The sequence below is a fragment of the Lysinibacillus sp. ACHW1.5 genome (assembly GCF_022014815.1).
GTDB classification, from domain to species: Bacteria; Bacillota; Bacilli; order Bacillales_A; family Planococcaceae; genus Lysinibacillus; species Lysinibacillus capsici.
Genome location: NZ_CP091777.1, coordinates 168,169 through 193,917 on the forward strand (window position 1 = coordinate 168,169; position 25,749 = coordinate 193,917).

General features: G+C 38.1%; 22 protein-coding genes. 14 read left to right on the plus strand and 8 right to left on the minus strand.

What is annotated here, in order from left to right; genetic code table 11:
• Positions 1-110 precede the first annotated feature (110 nt).
• Both L6W14_RS00860 and L6W14_RS00865 read left to right on the plus strand, forming a co-directional pair.
• Complete coding sequence (locus L6W14_RS00860) at positions 111-770, plus strand: amino acid ABC transporter permease (protein WP_036075291.1); 660 nt, start codon at positions 111-113, stop codon at positions 768-770.
• Positions 763-1,485 carry an amino acid ABC transporter ATP-binding protein gene (locus L6W14_RS00865; protein ID WP_054548544.1) on the plus strand — a complete coding sequence of 241 codons (723 nt, stop codon included), beginning with the start codon at positions 763-765 and terminating at the stop codon, positions 1,483-1,485. Before L6W14_RS00860 ends, L6W14_RS00865 begins: the two co-directional genes overlap by 8 nt.
• Positions 1,486-1,537: 52 nt before the next feature.
• Here the strand turns inward: L6W14_RS00865 and L6W14_RS00870 are convergent, their stop codons facing one another.
• The gene (locus tag L6W14_RS00870) at positions 1,538-2,581 is read right to left on the minus strand and encodes a saccharopine dehydrogenase family protein (RefSeq protein ID WP_237899053.1); all 1,044 of its coding nucleotides are present in this window, start codon (positions 2,579-2,581) and stop codon (positions 1,538-1,540) included.
• Positions 2,578-3,282, minus strand: a complete 705-nt coding sequence (locus L6W14_RS00875; protein WP_237899055.1) for a class I SAM-dependent methyltransferase — start codon at positions 3,280-3,282, stop codon at positions 2,578-2,580. The genes L6W14_RS00870 and L6W14_RS00875 overlap by 4 nt, the downstream gene beginning before the upstream one ends.
• A gap of 601 nt (positions 3,283-3,883) precedes the next feature.
• Here L6W14_RS00875 and L6W14_RS00880 point away from each other — a divergent pair.
• From L6W14_RS00880 to L6W14_RS00905, 6 genes are all read left to right on the plus strand, one after another.
• Positions 3,884-4,936: a helix-turn-helix transcriptional regulator gene (locus tag L6W14_RS00880; RefSeq protein WP_237899056.1), complete on the plus strand. Its 1,053-nt coding sequence runs from the start codon at positions 3,884-3,886 to the stop codon at positions 4,934-4,936.
• A 276-nt stretch (positions 4,937-5,212) separates the two neighbouring features.
• Entirely contained in the window at positions 5,213-6,361 is a 1,149-nt protein-coding gene (locus tag L6W14_RS00885) for a hypothetical protein (protein WP_131522155.1), read from the plus strand.
• A gap of 1 nt (position 6,362) precedes the next feature.
• Complete coding sequence (locus tag L6W14_RS00890; protein ID WP_131522156.1) at positions 6,363-6,758, plus strand: hypothetical protein; 396 nt, start codon at positions 6,363-6,365, stop codon at positions 6,756-6,758.
• A 14-nt stretch (positions 6,759-6,772) separates the two neighbouring features.
• The gene (locus L6W14_RS00895) at positions 6,773-7,291 is read left to right on the plus strand and encodes a GNAT family N-acetyltransferase (protein WP_131522157.1); all 519 of its coding nucleotides are present in this window, start codon (positions 6,773-6,775) and stop codon (positions 7,289-7,291) included.
• A gap of 18 nt (positions 7,292-7,309) precedes the next feature.
• On the plus strand, positions 7,310-7,936 hold the full coding sequence (locus L6W14_RS00900; protein WP_131522158.1) for a phage tail protein: 627 nt from the start codon (positions 7,310-7,312) through the stop codon (positions 7,934-7,936).
• A gap of 17 nt (positions 7,937-7,953) precedes the next feature.
• Positions 7,954-12,831, plus strand: a complete 4,878-nt coding sequence (locus L6W14_RS00905) for an InlB B-repeat-containing protein (protein ID WP_237899058.1) — start codon at positions 7,954-7,956, stop codon at positions 12,829-12,831.
• 49 nt (positions 12,832-12,880) lie between these two features.
• On the opposite strand, the gene L6W14_RS00910 is transcribed toward L6W14_RS00905, so the two are convergent.
• Positions 12,881-13,588 carry a response regulator transcription factor gene (locus L6W14_RS00910; protein ID WP_237899059.1) on the minus strand — a complete coding sequence of 236 codons (708 nt, stop codon included), beginning with the start codon at positions 13,586-13,588 and terminating at the stop codon, positions 12,881-12,883.
• Between the two features lie 515 nt (positions 13,589-14,103).
• Here L6W14_RS00910 and L6W14_RS00915 point away from each other — a divergent pair.
• Positions 14,104-14,919, plus strand: coding sequence for a metallophosphoesterase (locus L6W14_RS00915; protein WP_237899060.1), 816 nt, complete (start codon positions 14,104-14,106; stop codon positions 14,917-14,919).
• 14 nt (positions 14,920-14,933) lie between these two features.
• Here L6W14_RS00915 and tatC read toward each other — a convergent pair whose 3' ends face one another.
• The 4 genes from tatC to L6W14_RS00935 are packed head-to-tail and all read right to left on the minus strand — an operon-like array spanning position 14,934 to position 18,496.
• Positions 14,934-15,779, minus strand: coding sequence for a twin-arginine translocase subunit TatC (tatC, locus tag L6W14_RS00920; protein WP_237899066.1), 846 nt, complete (start codon positions 15,777-15,779; stop codon positions 14,934-14,936).
• Between the two features lie 11 nt (positions 15,780-15,790).
• Positions 15,791-15,994 carry a twin-arginine translocase TatA/TatE family subunit gene (gene tatA, locus L6W14_RS00925; RefSeq protein ID WP_237899067.1) on the minus strand — a complete coding sequence of 68 codons (204 nt, stop codon included), beginning with the start codon at positions 15,992-15,994 and terminating at the stop codon, positions 15,791-15,793.
• A 26-nt stretch (positions 15,995-16,020) separates the two neighbouring features.
• Entirely contained in the window at positions 16,021-17,733 is a 1,713-nt protein-coding gene (locus L6W14_RS00930) for a GMC family oxidoreductase (RefSeq protein WP_131522165.1), read from the minus strand.
• A gap of 13 nt (positions 17,734-17,746) precedes the next feature.
• Positions 17,747-18,496 (minus strand): gluconate 2-dehydrogenase subunit 3 family protein, encoded by a 750-nt coding sequence (locus L6W14_RS00935; protein WP_131522166.1) that lies wholly within the window; start codon positions 18,494-18,496, stop codon positions 17,747-17,749.
• A gap of 329 nt (positions 18,497-18,825) precedes the next feature.
• Between L6W14_RS00935 and L6W14_RS00940 the strand changes: the two genes are divergently transcribed.
• Positions 18,826-20,823 carry a methyl-accepting chemotaxis protein gene (locus L6W14_RS00940; protein ID WP_237899068.1) on the plus strand — a complete coding sequence of 666 codons (1,998 nt, stop codon included), beginning with the start codon at positions 18,826-18,828 and terminating at the stop codon, positions 20,821-20,823.
• Positions 20,824-20,871: 48 nt separating this feature from the next.
• Here L6W14_RS00940 and L6W14_RS00945 read toward each other — a convergent pair whose 3' ends face one another.
• Positions 20,872-22,047 (minus strand): alanyl-tRNA editing protein, encoded by a 1,176-nt coding sequence (locus L6W14_RS00945; protein WP_237899070.1) that lies wholly within the window; start codon positions 22,045-22,047, stop codon positions 20,872-20,874.
• A gap of 156 nt (positions 22,048-22,203) precedes the next feature.
• On the opposite strand from L6W14_RS00945, the gene L6W14_RS00950 reads away from it, so the two are divergent.
• The 4 genes from L6W14_RS00950 (at position 22,204) to L6W14_RS00965 (ending at position 25,627) form a co-directional block, all read left to right on the plus strand.
• The gene (locus L6W14_RS00950) at positions 22,204-22,491 is read left to right on the plus strand and encodes a DUF6509 family protein (protein ID WP_237899071.1); all 288 of its coding nucleotides are present in this window, start codon (positions 22,204-22,206) and stop codon (positions 22,489-22,491) included.
• A 151-nt stretch (positions 22,492-22,642) separates the two neighbouring features.
• Positions 22,643-23,788 (plus strand): VanZ family protein, encoded by a 1,146-nt coding sequence (locus L6W14_RS00955; RefSeq protein WP_131522170.1) that lies wholly within the window; start codon positions 22,643-22,645, stop codon positions 23,786-23,788.
• A 13-nt stretch (positions 23,789-23,801) separates the two neighbouring features.
• Positions 23,802-25,136: an FAD-dependent oxidoreductase gene (locus L6W14_RS00960; protein ID WP_131522171.1), complete on the plus strand. Its 1,335-nt coding sequence runs from the start codon at positions 23,802-23,804 to the stop codon at positions 25,134-25,136.
• Positions 25,137-25,150: 14 nt separating this feature from the next.
• A complete protein-coding gene (locus L6W14_RS00965; RefSeq protein ID WP_131522172.1) occupies positions 25,151-25,627 on the plus strand; it encodes a glutathione peroxidase in 477 nt (158 codons plus the stop codon).
• The last annotated feature ends 122 nt before the right edge of the window (positions 25,628-25,749 follow it).

Genomic DNA, 25,749 nt, shown 5'->3' on the forward strand with positions numbered 1-25,749 from the left:
TTTGGGCTATCGCTTGTGCTTTTCATTATTATCCTTTAAGCCTCTTCTAAATTTGTGCTTGGTACAAAAAACAAAGCTACATCATGATGAAAAAGAAAGGAGGGAGCGCTGTGAATTTAGATTTTACAGCTATCGTTCCCTCTATTCCTTATATTTTAAAAGGGATAGGTGTTACACTTCAAATTGCAATTGGTGCATCCATCATTGGTTTTATCGTAGGTATACTTTTAGCATTATGTAAAATTGGTAAAGTGAATTTTTTACGTTGGTTTGCTGATTTCTATACGTCGATTTTCCGCGGTACACCTCTTGTATTACAATTACTAATTATTTATTATGCAGTACCGCAATTACTAGATATCCAAATTGAGCCTATTCCAACAGCTATTATTGCCTTTGGTTTAAATTCAGGTGCATATATTTCGGAGATTATCCGTGCTGGTATCAATGCAGTTGATAAAGGACAAATGGAAGCTGCACAAGCATTGGGTATTCCATATGCAAAAATGATGAAGGATATTATTATTCCGCAAGCAGTAAAAAATATTTTACCATCCTTAGTAAATGAATTTATTACATTAAATAAAGAAACAGCAGTTGTGACAGTAATCAGTGCATTAGATATTATGCGTCGTGCCTATATTGTAGGAGGTTCGACATACCGTTATCTTGAGCCATTACTTTTTGCAGGGGTAATCTATTACATTATGACGCTTGTTTTAACGTTCCTTGGTAAACGAATCGAGAAAGGAATGAGAAAAAGTGATTAAAATAGAAGATTTACACAAATCTTATGGGCAGAATGAAGTACTAAAGGGTATATCAACTGAAGTTAAAGAAAAAGAAGTAATTGCTATTATCGGACCTTCAGGATCAGGTAAATCGACATTTCTTCGTTGCTTAAATTTATTGGAAACTCCGACAAGTGGGAAGGTAACGATTGCAGGGGATGTCCTGACAGATAAAGGGACAAATATAATGAAAATACGTGAAGAAGTAGGTATGGTATTTCAGCATTTTCATCTTTTCCCTCATAAAACTGTGCTTGAAAATTTAACATATGCGCCAATCAATGTGAAGGGTTTGGATAAGGCTACAGCTATCAACAAAGCAGAAGAGTTACTAAAGAAGGTAGGTCTGTTTGAGAAGCGTCTAGAATATCCAAATCGTTTATCGGGAGGACAAAAGCAACGTGTTGCTATTGCGCGAGCACTTGCCATGGACCCTAAAGTTATATTATTTGATGAGCCTACATCGGCACTTGACCCTGAAATGGTTAAAGAGGTATTGGCTGTTATGAAAAACCTCGCAGATTCTGGGATGACCATGTTGATTGTGACACATGAGATGGGCTTTGCTCGTGAGGTTGCTGATCGTATTCTTTTCCTTGATGGCGGCAAGCTCATTGAGGATGCTCCTCCAGAACAGTTTTTTTCAGCGCCATCAACACAGCGTGCAAAGGATTTTTTAGAGAAGGTCTTATAAAAAAACAAAAGGCATTTAGCTTCTCCGTTTAGATGAGAGCTAAATGCCTTTTTTATTGAAGGGACATATCAAATTGAGTCTGTAAGGTGTCTAATGTAAATAATTCCTCAATATGATAGGCTCCTGCTGGATGTTTATTGTTAAGAAATTCTTTAGCTATAAATGCTGCTACTTTCGCTGTTACGAGAGATTCATCGCGATCAAGAAAGTCTAATGTAAATATTACTTCTTTATGATGTTTTTTCCCAATGGCTTCAATTTGTATGCCACACACATCAGAACCAATTTTAAATTTTTGAATAAGTGAAGCGAGCAAGATTTGTATACGGTTAAATTTTAATAAGTAAGCAATTCTACTCTTTTGTAAAAAGGATACGAATTTATTGAGTGGCTCAACATCAAAGCCTAATCTTGTGACGATAGGAATAGAAGGGAAATGCTTTGTTAATGTATGCTGGTCAGAGAAATTAAATTGATACACACTTCGTTTCCCAATCTTTTTAAATTTCACGGTTCTCTTATTAGTAAAATTAGCAACCTTCTGATTGTTGTAGCTACTAAAGGGTTTATTTAATTGTTGTAATATCCAAAGAATTGCCGCAGTGCCATGTGTATCGCCTGCCCCAAGTAAGATGGAAATATGCATCTTCTCGAGGGAGGATAATTGCCTTGCAGCATGCATGGCCATTAAGTTGGTCAATCCTGGAGCCATACCAACACTAAAAATGGCTGTAGAATGTTTTTGTACCGCTAGTGAGTGGAGTGCCTCTAACTTTTTAAGAAAGGTATAGCTTGCAGTAATATCGATATAGATAATCCCTTCATTTAAGCAGAGCTGTGCAAATGCAGTATCCTTTTGCTCTAGACACATAATGACCATTGCTACATTTTCTAATTGCTCTGGATGCATTTTTTCTGACACATCCAATTGAAGAGGTCTTACTAAGTTTTTGTGCTGGACACAGAAATCCTTAGCCTTTTCTATATTTCTTCCGGCAATCCATATTCTGCTGGGATAGCTTTGCAACAATAATTTTGCAATTTTCCCTCCCACTTCACCATAGCCTCCGATGATTAAGATATTCCCATTTTTCATATAGTAGTTTCTCCCTTAATAGCGACTAAAGCGTCAATCATATGTGTTTTAAAATAGGGAAGGATTGTTGTAAAGCCAGCCTCTTTCAGTAAATTAATAAGCAATTCAAGATTAATAGGATGGGTTGTGACGCTAAAGGATTGCTCAAAGCGTTGCCAATGATCCTCACCTATTCCGTTATGAAGCATGGAGCTTCGCCAATAATAAAGCTCATGTTTGAACGTTTGCGAAGTTAAATCAGCATTTATCGATGAAATAAATAACACTCCATTTTCTTTTAAGCTATCCGCAATCTTTTGAAGCATTGTTCTCTTTTGATCAAGGCTTTCTATGAAATGCAAAACCAAATGACAACTAACTACATCGAAGACCTCATTTACTCTTAAGGATAGTAGATCCTTCTCAACCCACATAATAGTAGGTCGATGTGGTAGCGATTCAATTTGTTTAGCAGCCAGCTCCAGCATTTCCTTTGAGGAATCGACTGCTGTGAAATGGGCAGAAGGAAATGATTTGCCTAAAGTGAGTAATTCCTGTCCACCTCCAGCACCTACCACTAAAAATTTATTTGCAGGAGTGAAATTCTGAAGTATATTGACCATCATGTCATAAATAAGATCATAGCCTATGATTTTTTGTCGAATGGACTGTTGATAATTGTTGACAGAAGGACTGTCCCAGCTATGTATAGATCTATTCATTAAAATACCTCCAAAACAATTTATTTTTATGCGTTAAGATTTTGAGAGCAATTTCTTCATCTTTAAGCAATCATTTTGATGATTGTTTAGTGAAGTCACCTAGTATTTGTGTGGACTATTCCATAAAAATATCTGGTAGACCACCTTGACTAGGTACGAAAATAGTTTGATGTGCTAAACCTCCTATAAGTTGTAATGGCACTCTTTTTGCATATAGATTAGCTCCCATATTAAGAGGAAGTACCATAAATTGTGCTTGTTTTTTGTATTTGAGCTAAAAGGGTATCTACTGTTTCCCAGGTAATAAGTTCAATATCCTCTTTTGTTCTGCCAACAGGATGCTTGGAAAAATAGCAGGTGAGTTAGGGGCACTAATAGTAGCTTTAATCTGAATTCTCACCACCCACAATTGCTTGAGACGATTTCTCTGAGCAGCCACTAATAACGGAAGTAGCTAGCAAGACAATAAAAAGTAAACATTTACTTCAAAATAGTATTCCTCCTTGTTGAACTTCTGTACAATTCAATTAAGAATTATTCTCAATTATAAACTTTCAGAAAAAAAGAACTATCCCATATTTCTGGGGGGAGGTAGGTGTTTATGAAGGAAACACAATATTGGCAACAAAAATCTGACCATTGCTTAAAGCACAGCAAAAATTCATTCGAATATCGCCAATTGATGATCGAAGCTCTACGGACACATATAAATTTTGATGCGTATTGCTGTACATTAACGGATACACATACACTTTTTTCTGTAGGAGCAGTCACTGAACAATCAATAGAGGCGATTCATCAGGAAATTATGGATTTGGAATATACGACAGAAGATGTAAATAAATATGGATTCTTAGTGCACAGTGGGCAAAACATAGGCAGGTTAAGTGATTCCTCAAGTCGAAGCTTTCGCTATAGAGAAGTTTTAATGCCCAATGGTTTTAGTGATGAAGTAAGAGCCGTATTAACTTACCAAGGACAATGCTATGGTTTTTTAACACTTTTCAAAAGAGCTAAAAATGAGCAGTCTTTATTTAAAGATCAAGATCTAGTGCTTTTAAAAAGACTGATGCCAATTATGGGCGAATCATTAAAGAAGTTCCATCATTATATTATTGAGGAGAGAATTCCAGCTGTAGAAGGAGAACAAGGCATTGTTATTTTTGATAAAGGGTTAAAAATTCTTTCAAGTAATACCAAAGCTTGTGAATTGCTATCCATTTTAAGAAAGTATGAAAGTTTAGCAGAAATTCAAGTTCCTAAGCCTATTCAAGCTATCTGCGCAAAACTACTTGCTGACAATTACAATTCAAATACTTCTTTAATAGTACCTATCAAAGATACAGGCTATATCGCTATTCGGGCATCACTTTTGCTGACGAGCCAAAAAGAACAGCAAATTGCTTTATTAATAAATGAAGCATCATCAAGAGAAATGCTCAATTTCTTAATAACGGCCTATAATCTTACCCCTAGAGAAAAGGAAGTAGTATTTGAAGTTATTAAAGGGATTCCTACAAAAGAGATTGCTTATAATCTTGATATTTCAACCTACACGGTACAAGATCATTTAAAGGTAATTTTTCAAAAAGTAAATGTCTCAAATCGGAATGAGCTAGTATGGAAGATCTTCTGCCGCTTCCAATTAGATTAATAAGTTGAACAAAAGAATCTGCTAGCTCTCTAGCAGATTCTTTTGTTTATTAGCATTTTAATCAGTAGATTTCTGATTAGAAGTTAAAAGGTTAAGAAAAATTAACCTAAAAAATGGAATAAACTCATAGCGGAATCTATGGACCTATAATATAATGAAAAAAAGTTATAAAGAACTAAAAAATATGACATTTAGATTTTTTATTAGGTAATAAGAATTATTTTTATATAAATTGATTTCTGAATATTAAAATATTTTAATCGGAGGTACCAAGCTATGGCATGGACATTTAGTTTAAACGTTACAAATGACACAGATCGAGATTTAGAATTGGTGGAATCACAATTGCACTGGGGATACTGGAATACAAATGGTGAAGAGGATAAAGCACCCCAATCAATTAAAGCAGGACAAACAATACAGGCCGTTGGGGTCAAATCTGCCTTTGGTCCGAATGGTTACGAATTTTCTTGTTCATGGAAGGATAATAACAAGAATTATGAAGGGAATATGCTGGAACCATATGGTGTAGTAAGCCTTTATGTTAATGTGCCATATAACAATCCCAATGAAGCAACTTGCAGAGCGAATGGGTATTTTGAAGTGAATGGATGGAAGGGTATTACTCATGATGGACATAACTTTGTTCGAGATATACAGATTTCGAATAAGATGGACAGGATTAGAAAAAAGGAAGTACCTAATAGTTTATATACAGATTGGTCCAAAATAGACTCATTAAAAGTTGTTGAGAATGTAGAAACTATTGATCTAAATCAGTATATTCCTAGCGGAGTTAACTTTGAAAAGAAAGCAATATTTAAAACATCTATATTTAAAATTTCGAAAAAACTTTGGGATGGGGTTAATGATGTAGATTTTGATAGCCTTTATTTAAAAAAGCGTGAAGTTAATGATTATTTTTCTGTTGAGGTTACTTGCATAAGAGCAGATGCTTCAAAAATTGAAACTGTCACTAGAAGAGGAAAAATAAAAGTAAAAGATGAACGATTTATATCGACTACAAGTAAAAAAGTAATAGAAAAGGTTAGCACGATTGAAACCGCACTGAAATTTTCGGAAAAAGCTTCAGTTTCTGAAGATAAGATAGTGAAGGCGAGTGTTGAGCAAGAATTACAGACGGAATTAAGAGCGAAGTTTAATATATTAAATTCTGTGACTACAGAACAACAACAAACAGAAAGAAAGTCAATTGATAGAGAATTTGAAGCACCAAACGATAAAGATATGGATGTTATACCTTGGATTTTTAGTAAGATGATTCTTTTATATCGAACTGATAAAGAAAATGTGACAACCTTAATCGGAGCATCCGAATGGGATTACGCAATTTTGAACCGTACACATGAATTCGATGTTATGGATAATGCAAAGATAAAAGTAACAACAGGAGGGGAGAATTAAAATGGCAACTTGGACTTTTTCGTTAATGATAACAAATGCAACAGATCGTGAATTAGAAGTTTTTCATAAGGAGAGAACTTGGGGTATTTGGAATACAGAGGATATTGAGGGCAAAGAGCCTATGAATGTTCCGCCTAATACAACTATTCAGGCTTTAGGAATTAAGGCTTCAACAGGGCCTAATGGCTATGAATGTTCGTGCTCTTGGCGAGATAAGGTACAGCCAGGTGAAAAATCCTATGGTACCATCTCGTTATCATTAGACGTACCGCAAAAAAGTCAAAATAGAGCTGAATGCTTGGCTGATCATCAATTTCATATAGATAGTTGGGAAAAACTACCGGAAAAAGGGCATAACTTTGTGCGTTCCATCATTGTTACAAATAAGAACTCCTAAGAGTAATTGATTGTATGGTGATAAATATGAAAGGAATTACATCTAATTTTTCTGATAATTCGATAAATTTTGGTGAAATAAGCTTACGTCTCGCTACAAAGGAAGACCAAGCGGTATTATATCGAATATTTGAAGAATCACGAATGGAGTTATCCTATATAGAGGATGAAAATGTAAGGAAAAGTATTGTACAACAACAATATGAATTAGATGATGTACAAACTAAGAAGATGTTCCCGAGGGCAGAAAAGATAATTGTTCAATATAAAGGGAAGCCAATCGGGAGATATACCATTGATAAAACAAATACAGACTATCGATTAATTTGGATAGGATTCCTTCATACGTGGAGAAGCAAAGGTATTGGGAAGTATATTATTCAATCTATGATGAAGGAAGCAACTCATTATATGAAGGGCATAGAACTTGAAGTGGCTAAATTTAATATAGCTGCCTATCAGTTATATAAAAAGCTAGGGTTTAAGATTGTCATGGATAAAGAAGCAACATTTGATATGTACTGGAGAAAATAAACTTAAGGAGAGATATTTATGGAAGCATTTATAGGTGTAATTTTACCTTGGGCAGGAACATATGCCCCAAGAGGATGGTTATTTTGTAATGGACAACAATTACAAATTAATCAATACCAAGCTTTGTATGCAGTGATTGGATTTCAATACGGAGGGGATGGAAAAACGGTTTTTAATTTGCCCAACCTTAATGGCCGTGTTCCAGTAGGTGCCGATATGGGGGGACAAAGAGATGCAGGAATATCATCTTATTCGAATGGTAGTAAGGGTGGTACAGAGCAGACGACTTTAAGTATAAATAATTTACCTAGACACAATCATCTTTTTAGTAGCGCAGGTGGTATCCTTAAAAACGCTAGTGCTAGTGTGGCTATTCCAGTTGTAAATAATGATGGTACGACTAATATTCCAGATGATAACAGTACCCTCGGAAAAGGCATTTCTAATGGCAGGGACGCTAATATTTATAGTAAGAATACTTCAAACGGCACTCTAAAGTCCTTTGATGCCCCGGTAACTGGTGATGTATCAATTAGTGGGATAATAGGAGAGACAGGTAGTGGTACTTCATTTGATAATCGCCAACCTTATTTAGCAGTGAACTATATTATTTGTATCGAAGGACTATATCCACCGAGACCTTAGTAATTTAGGGGCGTGTTATGATGAAAATATTTTCTAGGTTAAAGATAGGCATTCTGTGCATTTGTATGATGGTACTAAATCTTTCTTCGATGACAATTGTAGAGGTTCCAAGAGTTTCAGCAACTACATTTCCATCAAGCGAGGATTTTGAATCTAGTGACGGCGTGGGAACAAATCCCCGTATTATAGGAGATTGGAAATTTGCATTATTAAAAATTGATGGTACTTTTGATGATTCAAATAATAGTAACAATGATATTGACGATTTTTATCCAACTGATAAGAGTTTAGGGATGTCGGGTTACCCTGGTATTGTTACTACAGCTTCTATTAAGTCTATTAAAGGAAATTTTAAGCTAAACTCATTACGATTAGAAAGTGCGGTTAATGAAATTGTAGAACTCAAAATAGAAGGATATAGAGATAATACATTTGTTAGCGGAGCTGTAGTTATAAATCAGTACATGCCTTTTAAAAAAATTGAAGTTCCATTAACGGGAGAACCATGGCAAAATATCGATGAAATTAGAATTAGTAGAACAGATGGAGTTGCAGATATATTTGTGAGGATTTATCATTTGGATGTAAGTGCACCAGTTACGAGTATAGAAGATTTAATACCTCCAGAAATAAGCAATCCATCTATTCTTGTTAAGAATAATAGTAATAATAGCGTGAGATTAAACTGGCTAAAAGCAACAGATAATATTACTTCTACAGAAGATTTAGAGTATCAAGTTTATCAATCTACAAGTAACAATATTGATACAGTTAGTCATATAGAGACAAATGGCATTGCTTTAGGAAACTATTCAAAGGATATCGCAACATTTGATATACCTGATTTATTACAAAATACAACCTACTATTTTAACATCATAGTGAAGGATGCAGCAGGAAATAAAACAGCCTATACTATGGTGAATGTAACTACACTTAAAGCATATTCTGTAAGCTTTGAGGTAGACGGAGGAAGTACAGTCCCAGCACAAACAATAGTTCATGGAGAAAAAGCAACGGAGCCACCGCCTCCAACCAAGGCGGGACATACATTCGGTGGCTGGTACCCAAGCAGTACGGGAAATACACCCTTTAATTTTGATACTGCGATAACAGGAGACACAACGATTTATGCCAAATGGAATCCTGTGACAGTAACGCATACAGTGAGCTTTAATGTAGACGGAGGAAGTGCGGTTGCTTCACAAACAATAGCTCATGGAGAGAAGGCGACGGAGCCACCGCCTCCAACCAAGGCGGGACATACATTCGGTGGCTGGTACCCAAGCAGTACGGGAAATACACCCTTTAATTTTGATACTGCGATAACAGGAGACACAACGATTTATGCCAAATGGAATCCTGTGACACATACAGTGAGCTTTAATGTAGACGGAGGAAGTGCGGTTGCTTCACAAACAATAGCTCATGGAGAGAAGGCGACGGAGCCACCGCCTCCAACCAAGGCGGGTCATACATTCGGTGGCTGGTACCCAAGCAGTACGGGAAATACACCCTTTAATTTTGATACTGCGATAACAGGAGACACAACGATTTATGCCAAATGGAATCCTGTGACACATACAGTGAGCTTTAATGTAGACGGAGGAAGTGCGGTTGCTTCACAAACAATAGCTCATGGAGAGAAAGCGACGGAGCCACCGCCCCCAACCAAGGCGGGTCATACATTCGGTGGCTGGTACCCAAGCAGTACGGGAAATACACCCTTTAATTTTGATACTGCGATAACAGGAGACACAATCGTCTATGCCAAATGGAGTCCTGTGACAGTAACGCATACAGTGAGCTTTAATGTAGACGGAGGAAGTGCGGTTGCTTCACAAACAATAGCTCATGGAGAGAAAGCGACGGAGCCACCGCCCCCAACCAAGGCGGGTCATACATTCGGTGGCTGGTACCCAAGCAGTACGGGAAATACACCCTTTAATTTTGATACTGCGATAACAGGAGACACAATCGTCTATGCCAAATGGAGTCCTGTGACAGTAACGCATACAGTGAGCTTTAATGTAGACGGAGGAAGTGCGGTTGCTTCACAAACAATAGCTCATGGAGAGAAAGCGACGGAGCCACCGCCCCCAACCAAGGCGGGTCATACATTCGGTGGCTGGTACCCAAGCAGTACGGGAAATACACCCTTTAATTTTGATACTGCGATAACAGGAGACACAATCGTCTATGCCAAATGGAGTCCTGTGACAGTAACGCATACAGTGAGCTTTAATGTAGACGGAGGAAGTGCGGTTGCTTCACAAACAATAGCTCATGGAGAGAAAGCAACGGAGCCACCGCCTCCAACCAAGGCGGGACATACATTCGGTGGCTGGTACACAAGCAGTGTAGGGGATACGCCATTTAGTTTTAATACGGCCATAACGGGGGACACAATCGTCTATGCCAAATGGAGTCCTGTGACAGTAACGCATACAGTGAGCTTTAATGTAGACGGAGGAAGTGCGGTTGCTTCACAAACAATAGCTCATGGAGAGAAAGCGACGGAGCCACCGCCCCCAACCAAGGCGGGACATACATTCGGTGGCTGGTACACAAGCAGTGTAGGGGGTATGCCATTTAGTTTTAATACGGCCATAACAGGAGACACAATCGTCTATGCCAAATGGAGTCCTGTGACAGTAACGCATACAGTGAGCTTTAATGTAGACGGAGGAAGTGCGGTTGCTTCACAAACAATAGCTCATGGAGAGAAAGCAACGGAGCCACCGCCTCCAACCAAGGCGGGACATACATTCGGTGGCTGGTACACAAGCAGTGTAGGGGATACGCCATTTAGTTTTAATACGGCCATAACGGGGGACACAATCGTCTATGCCAAATGGAGTCCTGTGACAGTAACGCATACAGTGAGCTTTAATGTAGACGGAGGAAGTGCGGTTGCTTCACAAACAATAGCTCATGGAGAGAAAGCAACGGAGCCACCGCCCCCAACCAAGGCGGGACATACATTCGGTGGCTGGTATACGAGTACTACCTATACAACACCATATGATTTTAATAGTGCCATTACTAAGCACACAACGATATACGCAAAATGGATACCAATAACGTATACGGTGAGTTTTGATGTCAACGGAGGAAGTGCAGTCTCAAATCAAACGGTGGAGCATGGGAAAAAAGCAAGTCAGCCAGCCCAAAAGCCAACGAAAGCGGGCTATATATTCGGTGGCTGGTATACAAGTAATGCTTATACAACATCATATGATTTTAATAGTGCCATTACCGAGAGCACAACCATCTATGCAAAATGGAATCCTGTGATGTATACAGTGAGTTTTGATGTCGACGGCGGTAGTGCTATCTCAAATCAAACGGTAGAACATGGTAAAAAAGCAAGTCAGCCTACGATTGAGCCAACGAAAGCCGGCTATACATTTGTTGGCTGGTATACAAATAATGCCTATACAACACCATTTAAATTTGATACTGCAATTACAGCTAGCACAGTAATCTATGCAAAATGGATTAGTAATGATACAGGTGGCGGTAATACCGATCCTTCAGCGAATCCTGATTCTGGTGCATCAACACCTTCAACCAATGTAGAGGAAATTGTGGTAGATGTTGAGTCTGGTGATGGCGACCTAGTTTCTAAAACAACAATAAAACGAAAAAAAAATGTAGATAACACTATAAACGATGAAGTGACATTAACGGCCCAGAGCGCAACAGAGACAATTAGGAAATTAAAGGAACAAGGGAATGATAAAGCAAGGATTATCATTCCAGATGAGAAGGATCAAGTAAATCAAGTCCAGGTGTCCATTCCGAAAAATGTGCTGTCACTTCTGCAAAATGGAGCAGTCCATCTCGAAATTGTTACCGATAACGTTAGAATTGAAGTGCCGAAAACTTCGTTGGAAACGTTTAATGATAATCTCTATTTCCGACTTGTCCCTATAAAAGGGCTGGCTGATCAATTGGATATTAAAGAACAAGCTAAAAAGGAAAGGGTTGTACAGCAGTTGGCAGGAAATGCGGTTGTTGAGTTGCTTGGTCGCCCAATGACCATTGAAACCAATATGCAAAGCCGTCCTGTTAAATTAACATTGCCATTGCCTACAGATTTAACAGATGAACAACTTGCCAATTTGGCGATCTTTATCGAGCATAGTGATGGCACAAAAGAAGTTGTGCGTGGGAAGAGTGTAGAATATCAAAAGGGAATAACAGGTTTACAGTTTGAGGTGAATAAGTTCTCCACCTTCTCCATTCTCTACTTACTAGAGAAGGAAGAAGAAGTGAAGGAACCAACTACTGAGGGTGTTACACATCTACCTTACATTCAAGGCTATCCAGATGGTACCTTCCGTCCAAATGCACCTGTTACAAGGGCACAGATGGCAAGTATGTTTGCTCGTCAATTAACAGGTAATGCCATTCCGCAAGCAAAGGCAACCTATACAGATACATTCCAACACGATGCTAAAGATGCAATCGAATTTGCGAAGGAGAAGGGTCTGTTTAAAGGGGTTACAGCAACTAACTTTAATCCAAACGGCTTGATTACACGTGCACAGATGGCTACAGTGGCTGCGCGCTGGATAGAACAGCAATGTGTAGAACGTCCTGATGCAGATTTCTGTCCACCAACTTCACAAAGTGCAGCATTCAAAGATGTGAGCGTCCATCATTGGGCAGCAAAAGCAATTGATACTGTCAATGCAGCGGAAATTATGACAGGAATAACAGCAGATACATTCAATCCAGATGGATTGTTAACACGTGCACAAGCAGTGAAGGTACTAAATCGACTGTTTGAACGTCAAGTCCTCATTGAAGATCAAACACCATTATTTAAAGATGTTCCAAAACACCATTGGGCATTTTATGAGATTCAAGAAGCCGCAAAAAAATAACCAAAAAAGAGGGTACGCGATTCATAATGTAATCGCAGTGCCCTTCTTTTCATGGCTCGAAATGGAATTTATATCCCGAACCCCTCACTGTTATAATCTTTGCTCTATGGCCAGCAGCGGATTCTAGCTTTTTTCGTAAATTACTAATATGAACCTTCAATGCCTGTGTATGCCCGATACTTTCCTCTGCCCAAATAAGCTTATACAGCTCTGATGGGGGAAAAATTTGTCCTGGTCGTTGTGCTAGAAAGAAAAAAATTTGAAATTCCTTTGTAGATAGGGCTAATGCTGTGTTACCGATATATACTCTTCCAGAATGAACATGAAAGTGAAAATCCTCTATTATATGAGCATCTTCCTCTATGTGGTGTACAGCAGCTTTAACTTGAAATTGCTTTCTACGCATGAATATTCTCTTGATTGTCTTCATTAAACGCTCTTTCTCAATAGGCTTTAAAATATAGTCAACAGCCTGTACATTAAAAGCTTCTATTGCAAAACGCTCATAGGCAGTGACAAATACAATGTCCATTAAAAAAGGAAAGTTTGCAATCTTATTAGCAAATTCAATACCATTCATTTCGGCCATATCTATATCTAAAAAAAGAATATCAGGTTTAAGTGTAGGAATGTTTGCTATAGCTTCTAGTGGATTTATGAATTTTCCAATAATAGTAACAGCGCTATTATCATGTAACGTGGCTTCTAATAAATTAATTGCTAAAATTTCATCATCTACTATGATGGCTTTTAACATTTTTTCACCTCTTATCATCTAAATTTAGAATATTATGTAGCGTAACTGGCTTTAAATAATTTTTCTTCATCAATTTTCTACTTGCATGTAGCGATGGAAGCTGGACTCTGAAATCACTCAATTCTGAAAATTATGTAATTTATTAGGTGGTAAAACACCATATACCGTCCAATCTAATTGGATCATTACCTACAGTACAGCAATTTTTTCTCCTTTAACTGATTTAAGTTTATTAGTATTCTCGCACTTTAGTAAATGAGATGCATTTCCCAAATCGTGGCGTATTATGAGTGGATAATAAAATATGCCTTTCTACCCATAGTATAGCATGCAATAGTTAACAAAAAATAGATTAAACCGTGTATCATAAGCTAATGAGAAAAATTTAAAGCTCAGTGTATTTGTGCATTTTGTGTATTTAAAGTGCATATACTTACAATCACTCTGTTTTTTGCTTATAATAAGAAAGTCAGAAATATTTCTGAAAAAAGTAGCCACAAAGTGAGCGATTGCGATTGAAAAAATTATTATATGGGATCTTCTTTGTTGTTTTTATAGTCATTTTTTTGTACGTAAACAATCACTGGCTAGTCGTAAGTAAGCATGTGTTTGAATCAGAAAGTGTGCCTGACAGCTTTGATGGGCTACGCATTGTACAAGTTTCGGATTTACATGACGCTGTCTTTGGTGACAAGCAACAAAAATTGATTGCTAAGGTAAAAGATACAAAGCCTGATTATATTTTTATCACAGGTGACGTAATCGATAGTAATCGCTATAATTTAAAACAAAGTCTACAAGCAGTGGAAGGACTAGTAAAAATAGCGGATGTTTATTATGTACTAGGAAACCATGAGGTAGCGACGAATAAGGTGAATGAAATTTATGAGGCGCTGTCATCGTTAGGGGTACATATTATGGCCAACGAATCGACCGTGTTAGAGCGCGACGGGGAGCGCTTGGCGATTGTTGGTATTGAGGATCCGTTAATGGGTAGAACAACAGAAGATATGCTGGACATAGCAACGTCCAATTTGCCAGACGATATGTTTAAGTTGTTACTAGCACATAGACCAGAAATATTTAATACGTATGTAAATTATCACATAAATTTAGTATTTTCGGGACATGCGCATGGTGGGCAAGTTCGTATTCCTGGGCTTGGAGGACTTGTTGCACCAGGACAGGGTCTGTTCCCAAAATATACAGCTGGTGTCTACGAAGCGGGCGCGACGAAAATGGTAGTTAGTAGAGGGCTGGGTAATAGCTCAGTACCATATCGCATTTTTAATCTACCAGAAATTATTGTGATGGATCTAAAGAAAAAATAAGCACTGCGTAAAATTTACGCAGTGCTTTCAATTTGTTTGCGTTCTATACGTTTAACGAGGTAAATACTTATTTCATACAAAATAATCATTGGTATTAATACGAGTAACTGACTTATAAAGTCTGGTGGCGTGATAACAGCGGAGCCTACGCCCATTGTGATATAAGACCAGCCTCGTATTTTTTTCATGGATTCAGCAGTCAGTACACCAATGGCTGATAAGAATAGGGCAACAATCGGTAACTCAAATAATAGACCAAGCGGTACTGTAGTCATGATTAAAAAGTGCATATATTCATTTGCTGATACCATGACATCGAAATTGGTAGCCCCAATGCTTACTAAGAATGTATAGCTAAGTGGGTTAACGACGAAATAGCCAAAAGCTACTCCTACTAAAAATAGAACTAACATGATTGGTGCATAGAGGCCTAAAAATCGACTTTCCTCTTCTTTTAAGCCTGGTTTAATAAAGCTCCAAAGAAAGTGGACGAGGAAAGGCATTGCAAGACCAAAAGCTAAAGTTGTTGAAATCGTCATGTAAAATTTAACTACTTCTAGTGGTCCTAAAATAACGAGTGAGTGACCTCGCGTTATGAATGGAAACCAAATATTAATAGTAGAAAAGACAACAATGAAAAATAAAATAAAAACCGTTAACCCTTTGATAATTTGCTTACGTAAATCACTAAGATGCTCCAATAATGAGGTAACAGGTATCAGGGGTTCATCTGACACATGATCCTCTTCAATTGCTACCGTAGGTATTTCAACTAAAGCCTCCACTGGCTTTGGAGGCTCGACTTGTGGTTTATCTAGGGGGCTTAAATATTTTCTTTTTCCGTCTTCATATGGATCCATAGGAAACCCTCCTACGAAGCATCAGATTTTTTTTCGACCTTTTTCACGGTATCATCTTCATCATCTATAAGTCCCTTAGTAGACTTTTTAAATTCGGCAAACGTTTTACCAACCGCTCCACCGATTTCTGGTAATTTTTTTGGGCCAAATACAATTAATACAATCACTAAAATAATGATTAACCCAGGTACTCCAATTGCTCCTAGACCTCCCATAAGTCTTGCCTCCTTTAGAATGATTTTTATACTAATGAACCACCTGATTGACTGTATTTAATGACTCCTTCAGCACAACGGTAGGCAAGTGCCCCTAATGTGCCTGTTGGATTATAACCACTATTGTGTGCAAAGTTGCCAGCACTTACTGCGAAAAGGTTATCAACATCCCAGTGCTGTAAGTAATTATTCACAACACCTTGTTCTGGTGTTAAGCTCATTACCGTACCACCTGTATTATGCGTTGTTTGGTAAGGCACGATATTGTAATCAGTAATTTCCGCGTTAGGGACAATAGTTTTTGCACCCATCTCCTTCATAATGTCAGCTGCACGTGCAGAGATATATTTATGAAGAGCTCGATCCTGATCAGTAAAATTGTATGTTAACTGAGTTAATGGCAGCCCGTAAGCATCCTTATAGGTAGGGTCCAGTGATATATAGTTTTCCTTATGTGGCATAGATGCACCTTGCGCACCAATCCCAAATGAACGTGTATAGTAATAAATGGATTGCTTTTTAAATTCTGGTCCCCAAGTAGGCGTATCAGGCGGTGTTGGATTTGAGCCGATTGGTCGCGTACCTGTCTGTGTAAGTGCAATATTACCTCCGTGAATAAAATCTAAATCACTATGGTCAAAATTATCCCCATTGTAATCGTCTATACACATGCCTAACGAACCTGCACCCATAAATGTATTGTATTGTTCCTCGAAGAACCCAGCGGCACCAGGCAAGATTTGATAGCAATAGTTTCTGCCAAGTGTTCCTTTGCCAGTAGTAGGGTCATACCTTTCACCAATGTCAGAGACCATTAATAGCTTGGCATTATTAAAGACATAACTAGTTAATACAACAGCATTAGCTGGCTGAATAAATTCTTCTCCCGAAACAGTATCGATATATCTTACACCTGTAGCCTTGTTACCCTGCTTTAAAATTTCAACAACATTGGAATTAAAGCGTAAATCAAAATTCCCTGTCTTCAGGGCTGTAGGGACAACAGTAATTTCTGCGGACGACTTTGCACCATATTCGCATCCAAAGCGTTCACAAAAACCACAATATTGGCAAGCGTTGATTGTTTCGCCATCAGGATTTTTATAAACCTCTGATACATTAGCTGATGGAACCATATAAGGTGTTAGCTTCAGGTTTGTTGCAGCTTTTTCGAATTGTGAAAGCATAGGCGTTTTTTTCATAGGCGGTGTTGGATAGGGATTCGAACGCTTTCCACTAAATTTATTTTTATCATCACCCGAAATACCAGCTGTTTTCTCGAACTTATCGAAATAGGGCTCAAGCTGATCATATGTTAATCCCCAATCCTGAATCAGATAATCTGGTCCAAGCTTATTTGGTCCATAACGTTTATCTGTTAATGTCTTGATTTGAAAATCATAGGGTAAAAATCGATAAGTCATTCCATTCCAATGTGTTCCTGATCCACCCAGACCTTCTCCAAGTAAGAAGGAGCCAAGCTGACGCATTGGTAATGCCTTCATATTGCGATCATTCCGAAAGCTTACGGTCTCTTTAGAAAGATTTTGCATTAAATCATATCGGATGGCATAACGGTATTCGTCATGAACATTTAAATAATCCTCGGTCCCACGCTTTTGACCTCGCTCTAAACCAACTACCTTTAAGCCAGCTTTAGCACATTCAGCAGCGACAATACCGCCAGTCCAACCTACACCAACTGTTACAACGTCTACACTCGGTAATGTTTTAGCCATTTTGTATCCCCCCTTAGTGATTGCCTAATGGATTAGGCTCAATTTTTTGGAACTTGGCATCTTCTATTTGTGTAATATAAGCCATCTGGTGACCAGGGAAGCCCTTCATACGCCAGCCATCCATATTGCGATTTCCTCCATACATAGGGTCAGAATAAGCTCCCTCTAATGTAGCCGCTCGTAATAATGTAAAGAAGAAAGCGGAAGTAACCCCAACCATTTCTATGTCACCTTTTTGGAAGGCAGTTAATATTTCATCCATTTGTTTACCATCTAAATCGTTAAAGCTTTTCTTATAACGCTTTTGTGCTTCATCCTCCATTTTTTGAATACCCTGTCTAAAAATTTCTGCTCGCGTTAAACGGCTCTGGTAGCCTTGAGTTGGGGCACCTACATCAAATGGACCTTGCATATATTCTTTAGAGTTACTCCCATAATTTCCTGCAAGTTGATGATCGATAAAATAGGGAACGTCTAAACCAATAGCTCCTGGTCCCAAATCGTCCTCTGGGAAGATACGTTCCGTGGCCTTTGATAAGATACTAAAATCTTTTTCATTTCTGAAAAACATCTTAGCTTTTGGTGAGCCTGTGGCCTCATTCGTTGTTTCATGACCACCATGCTCTAGGGTAGAAGTACCTTTACCATTGATGTTGTAACCTACTAATCCTCCAATTAGACCACCACCGACTAATGTACCAGCAGCAATACCAGTAGTTTTTAAAAAATCTCGACGAGAAACATTATTTTTGTCTGAACTCATGGAAATCCTCCCCTCAAAATGTGTTAAACGGATCCTATCTTTAATAATCAGCAAAAAATGTGAATTATAATCAATTTTTGTTGGAAAATGTTTTAATTTCCTCCATTAGCATGATGTACTCTCTTTTTTAATGACAAGATGGATCTATGAATTGAAAATTTTGTAGAAAATTGTTAGCACTATAAAGATAGTGAAAATGGTATTATTATACATTTATTAATCATATTGGAAAACTTTTGTTGACTTCTACTTTTAGTGACTTTACTCTGAAGTTATGTGAAAATTTGCGAATTGCATAGCTAATAATGGAAGAAGTGAGAAAAAGAGAAATGTGGTTAAAAGGTATTGGCGGTAAATTAATAGTTGCAATTATAGCTCTTGTATTTGTAACATGTGGCACGCTTGGGCTCTCTACTTGGATAAATAGTACAAAAGCTGTGAATGAGCAGGTGGAATCTAATTTGGTATCTAGAGCAGAGGATGTTTCCCAATACATAGAAGAACACTTCCAATTAACACTGGTAGAGGTGGAAGCAATTGCAGAGCAAGAGGCAGTTCGGAGCATGGACTTTGAAAAGCAGAAACAGTATCTATCGAAACGTCTTGCCAGTAATGAAAATTACTTAGGTTTTGGCATTATCAATGCTAATGGAGTTGCCCATTATCTGGATGATACAACAGCTGATCTAGGGGATCGTGATTACGTAAAAGAAGGTTTTACTGGTAAGTCTGTCATGTCTGACATTACGATTAGTCGTGTAACAGGTGAACCAGTCATTTTAATCGTTTCTCCAATTGACACAGTGACAGGTGAAAAAGCTTTATTATTAGCACGTATTGACGGCTATTACCTATCTAAAATTGTAGAAGGCATTAAGGTTGGAGACAGTGGCTATGCATTTATGTTAGACGCTAACGGAACAATTATTGGACATAATAATCACTCGTATGTGAAGGAGCAATACAATCCAATTAAGGAAGCAGACGAAACAGGTATCAAGACAGGCAGAGCAATGGCTGCTAAAGAAATGATTGCTAATGATAACGGTTATTTTTCTTTTGAAGCGGAAGATACAGGAACTAGTCTAATGGGCTATCATACCCTCGATAATGGTTGGAAAATGGGGGTTATCGCATTAGAAGATGAGATGTTTTCAGGGCTTTCTAAGCTTAAGACGAACTTCATTGTCACTACGATCATAGTTTCAATACTTGGGCTATGCATCTCATTTGCCATTTCTCGCTCTGTTAGTAGACCACTTCGACATGTACTTCGCATTAGTGAGGGCTTATCGGAAGGTGACTTTACACAGGAAATTCCAGAAAAATATTTGAAACGTATTGATGAAATGGGAACGATGGCACGTGCATTAGATCGCATGACTGATAATATGCGGGAAATGATAGCCAAAGTGAGTCGAGAAGCAACGGCAGTGAATGAAGCTGCGTGTGATTTAATGGGAGATGTAAATGGAGTAACAAAGCGTTCAAAGCAAATTGCTGGTGCAATAAGTGAAGTAGATCGAGGGGCACAAAGCCAAACTGTGATGGCAGAGGAAAGTGCCTCAGCAATGGAACAAATGGCGATAGGGATACAAAACGTAGCTGAAGTTGCCTCCACAATTGCTTGTAATACAGATTTTATTTCCCAGAAAATTAGTGAAAGCAATCATGCAGTTCAACAATCCGTTTTACGTATGAATGAGATTCAGCAAGGCACAACAGATGAACTATCAATTATTCACAAGCTAGAAAAAGAGTCAGAAGAAATTAGCTTAATTTCAAAAATGATTACCGATATCTCCGATCAAACCAATTTATTGGCATTGAATGCCTCTATAGAAGCAGCACGGGCAGGAGATGCTGGTAAAGGCTTTGCCGTTGTAGCAGAAGAAGTTCGCAAGCTATCGGAGCAAACAGCAGAATCAGCTACTAAAATTAATGTGCTCATTGAAAAAGTTCAATCTTATACATTAGAAGTAGTGAAAGCAGCAGAATCTGGTGAAGATAATGTTGAGCGTGGTTTAGCTTCCATTGAGGCAGTAGGAGAACGCTTCGAGGAAATGGTTCAAGCAGTAGGAGAAATAGCAGGTCAAATTGAAGAAATGAATGCTTCAGCTGAACAAATGTCTGCCAATACGGAGGAAGTTTCCGCATCTATGGAAGAAATGGCAGCTACTGCACATGCGGCAAGTGATTATGTGCATGAGGTAACAGATGCAACAACGGAACAGTTGAAGACGGTAGCAGTAATGAACAATCAAACTGAAAAACTATCAGAAATGGCAAAACGTTTATATGAAGCCATTCAAAAATTTAAATATTAAATTAGAGAGGAGCTGTCTATTAATAACAGCTCCTCTATTATAATGCAATTAAGCGTCTTGCATCGCTGCTAATAATTCTTCTTTAGAAATGGCGCAATCGCCACCGCCTTGTACCATTTGGTCATTTCCGCCACCCTTACCATTAATAAGCGGCAGTGCCTTTTGGGCAACATCCTTCATGCTTTTTGAAACATTATTACCTCTTGCTGCAACGAATTGTAGTTTGCCTTCATTTTCAGACACAAGTAGAGCTATTACATCTTTCTGTTCCGTAACAATCATACGGGCTATTTTTTGTAGCTCTTGCATTGTTCGCTGATTAAAAGCAGCCGTTACGACACCTTCGCTATTAACAAGTGCCTTTGCTTCATACGTGAGTAATTCCTCTTTCGCAGCAGCGAGTGCTTTTTCTGTAGTTTTTTGAGTAGATAAAACTTTTGTAAGTGCTGTGGCAGCATCAATCTCAGGGACACTTAATTGACGAGCAACGTCCGCTAATACTTTTTTCCGCATGTCAAGCTCAGTCAAAACGCGTTGACCACACACAAAAGAAACGCGCACATTGCCCTTCATTTTTTCGGTCCCTAATATTTTGATGGTACTAACTTGCCCTGTGGATGTAGGGTGAGTGCCACCACAACCGTTGTAATCAAAATTAGGGATAATCACAAGTCGAATGTCTCCCGTCACTGCAACTTCTTTACGAAGATTATAGTTGCCCAGCTCTTGCTCTGTAACCCAGATAGTTTGAATGGGGCGGTTCTCTAAAATAATGTCATTGGCTCTTGCTTCTGCCGCTGCAAGCTGTTGTTCAGAAATCGTTTCTATAGCAAGATCAATTGTAACTTGCTCACTGCCTAGATGAAAGCTTACAGTCTGCGCATTAAAAAGCTCTACAAAAGCAGCTGTTAAAATATGTTGCCCAGCATGCTGCTGCATATGATCGAATCGTCTTGGCCAATTTAACTTGCCATGTACCACACCATCTAAAGTCGATAGATCACCTTCAATATAGTGACGAATTTCATCATCCACTTTTTCAACATCTATGACCTCCAACGCATTCAATGTACCTGTATCGTGAGGTTGACCACCACCAGTTGGATAGAAAGCGGTGTTCGATAGTACAACATAATGACGGTCGGATTCGTCAGTTCCTTTACTAATAATAGTTGCATCAAACTCTTGTAACATAACGTCTTGATAATATAATAGCTCTTTCATGAAAAAGCCTCCTTGTATGTAGGGAAATTTAGTTCTAAATTAATTCCATTTCATTGTGGCATAATTAACTACAAGTGTATACGGGTTTTCTAGTTGACCCATGCTGAAATTGATTTAATATAGAAAAGAACAGCTAAAGAAAAAGGAGCAAATATAATGGAAATTACACAATTCTCAATGGAAGAAATTTTAGACCCAACAAATATTATTGAAGGTAAGCGTTATGAATTTATTCTGGATGTAGAAATTGATGAAGAGGATGAGCTTTATCACGAAGCTGGCATTGAAATTCGTGTCCTAATTGGTGAAAAAGACGAAGAACCATTTATATTAAATTACTTCATCATGGAAAAGGCTGAAGGTGAATATTTAGACTTTGCATTAGAGGATGATGAACTAGAAGGAGTTTTGACATTCTGTAAAGAAGAAATAGCGAAAGCATAGTAAGTAACAGGTAGAGAGTAAATATTCTTTACCTGTTTTTTTATTGAATTAAGGATTATGTAAGCTTGATGAAATATACATGTCGTATTGAAGGACTAAACTTAGTTTTAGTGTTCAGAAAATAGGGCAATTTAAAGAGAGAGGTGTTTCTATGTCAACGTACACGCAATCCATTTTTATAGCATTTTTCATAACCATTATTTTATCCTTTGTACTTTTTATACCATGGCTGATTTATACGTATCGCAAGTATGGATACTTATCGATGTCCAAAACCATTATCATGTTCTCATTTATTTTTTACTTTTTATCTGCGCTTTGTTTAGTATTACTACCATTTCCGTCTACAAGAGATACTTGCTCACTTCAATCCGCGGACACCGTTCATACTAATTTGCGACTTTTTCAATTTGTTGATGATGTTTTAAAGGATAGTGGCGTTGTAGTAACAAATCCATCTACATGGCTTGCTATCACAAAACAACAGGCATTTTTTCAAGCCTTCTTTAATTTCTTACTACTAATGCCTTTCGGCGTTTACTTGCGATATTTTCTTAAAGAAAGAAGGTACTGGAAACGTGCATTTTTAATTAGCTTTTTGCTAACATTGTTTTATGAGGTCACACAAAGAACAGGCATATATGGCATCTTTAATTGTGCATACCGAATCTTTGATGTTGATGACTTATTACTAAACAGTGTAGGTGCGCTCCTAGGTTTCTTCTTAGCACCAATTGTTTGGGCATTATTCCCCTCTCATGAAGAGGTTGAGGCTAAAGCTGCTGAAATGGAAAAAAATGATATTGTTAAGCCGATTTCTATTTTATTAGCTTTGGCCATTGATTTATTTATCGTCCAATCAGTTTGGATGATTATTGGTGTTCTGACAGGGTATAGCGGTACTTTTGAATTCTTAGTGCAAATGGCTCTGTACGTGGTACTCTTTGGGGTGTTACCAAGTATGATGAATGGTGCAACACTCGGTATGAAGGTGATGCGTTTTACAATGGTCAACAAGAATGGCAAAAGTATTGTAAAGCAATCATGGCGTCGTTGTATTGCTATTATCGCTACCTTGTGTTTATCAGAAGCCATTACAACATTAGGTGACATCCAATTAGATATGGATTCACCATTTTATGTTCTACAAATTGTCATTTCTCTACTTGCTGCAATAGCAGGTTTTGCACTTACAATGATAATAGCTATTCATGTGGTACGGGTCATCGTAAGTGGTGGAAAACGACGTTTGTATATCGATCAATATGCAGATTTAATGGCAACAAGGAAAAAATAAGGGGGCTTGTAGAATGAAATACGTCATCATTGGGGGAGATGCTGCAGGTATGTCTGCAGCAATGGAAATCTATCGGAATGTTCCAGGAGCAGAAATAACTACTTTAGAACGTGGTTTTATTTATTCATATGGGCAATGTGGATTGCCTTATGTTGTAGATGGTCGTATTTCATCAACCAAACGTCTAATTGCAAGAGATGTCGAAACTTTTCGAGATAAGTATGGCATTGATGCAAGAGTTGGCTATGAGGTAGAGAATGTAGATATAGAGAAGAAGGTTATTACAGGTACACAAGCAAGTGGCGATAAATTTGAGATTGCCTACGATAAACTTCTTATTGCAACGGGGGCTAGTCCAGTCATGCCTGTGAAAAGGGGGAATGAGCTAGATGGTATCCATACGGTAAAAACAATTCCTCAACTGGAAGATTTGATGGCAGATTTAACACCAGAGATTGAGCAGGTAACAATCATAGGTGGTGGCTATATTGGTTTAGAAATGGCTGAAACCATACAAGCCTGTGGGAAAAAGGTAAGACTTATTCAGCGCGGAAGTCATGTGGCTCGTATTTTAGATGAAGAGCTTGCTCAGCATGTTCATGAGGAAGCGAAAAAGACCGATGTAGAGCTGTTATTAAATACGAGCGTTGAAGCTTTTGAAGGAAATAAACGAGTGGAACGTGTGATTACAGATAACGGCGTTCTAGAGACGGATTTAGTCATTGTCGCTTCTGGCATAAAACCAAATACACAGTTTTTAAAGGATACTGGGATTGCACTTGCAAAAAATGGAGCGATCATTGTAAATCGCCATTTAGAGACTTCCCTTGAAAATATTTATGCAGCTGGCGATTGTGCAACTCACTTTAATATTGTGAAAGAACGTTTAGATTATATACCTTTAGGAACGACTGCCAATAAGCAAGGCCGTTTAGCAGGTCTCAACATGTCAGGCAAATTTGCCCCGTTTAGAGGAATTGTGGGCACTTCTATTTTAAAATTTTTCAATTTAACTATTGCTACAACAGGTATTAATGAGCGCGATGCTAAAGAGCTTGGTTTTGACTATGAGGCATTTAAATTATCTGCACGCCACATAGCCGGCTATTATCCAGGTGCACAACGTATGTTTATAAAAGTGGTCGTTCGCAAGCGTGATCAATTGTTATTGGGTGCACAAATCGTGGGACCAGCGGGAGTCGATAAGCGTATCGATGTGTTTGCGACAGCATTATATAGTAAAATGACCTTACCTGATTTGCTAGACTTAGATTTGGCCTATGCACCACCATTCAATGGTGTTTGGGACCCTTTGCAGCAGGTGGCAAGAATGAATGGACGTTTATAATAGGAGGTAGAGAGATGAGCATTTATGATATTAATGTAACTTTAGAAGATGGTACTATCTATAGCCTTGAACGTTATAAAGGAAAGCCGATGCTAATTGTTAATACAGCTTCCAAATGTGGCTTTACACCACAATTTGAAGAATTAGAAGGTCTCTATGAAAAGTATCAGGAGCAAGGTCTGGTTGTACTTGGTTTCCCATCCAATCAATTTAAACAAGAGCTAGCGACAGCTGAAGAAGCGGCCTCCCAATGTCGATTAACATATGGTGTGACATTTCCCATGCATGAGATTGTTAAGGTGAATGGTAAAGAAGCACATCCTATTTTCGATTATCTTACTTCCCACTCCAAAGGATTTTTAGGCAATAGTGTTAAATGGAACTTTACAAAATTCCTTGTAAACCGTAATGGAGAGGTTGTTGGACGATACGCTTCAGCAGATAAGCCAAGTAGCTTTGAGGAAGATGTTCAAAAAGTATTAGCACAATAGATTAAAAAGATTCATGCACAGTTTGTGTATGAATCTTTTTTTGTCTACACATTTCAAAAAGCAGATGATTTAAGGTTGCTGTAAGTTTGCGACAAATTTGCTGTAAGTTTGAGGTCGTATAC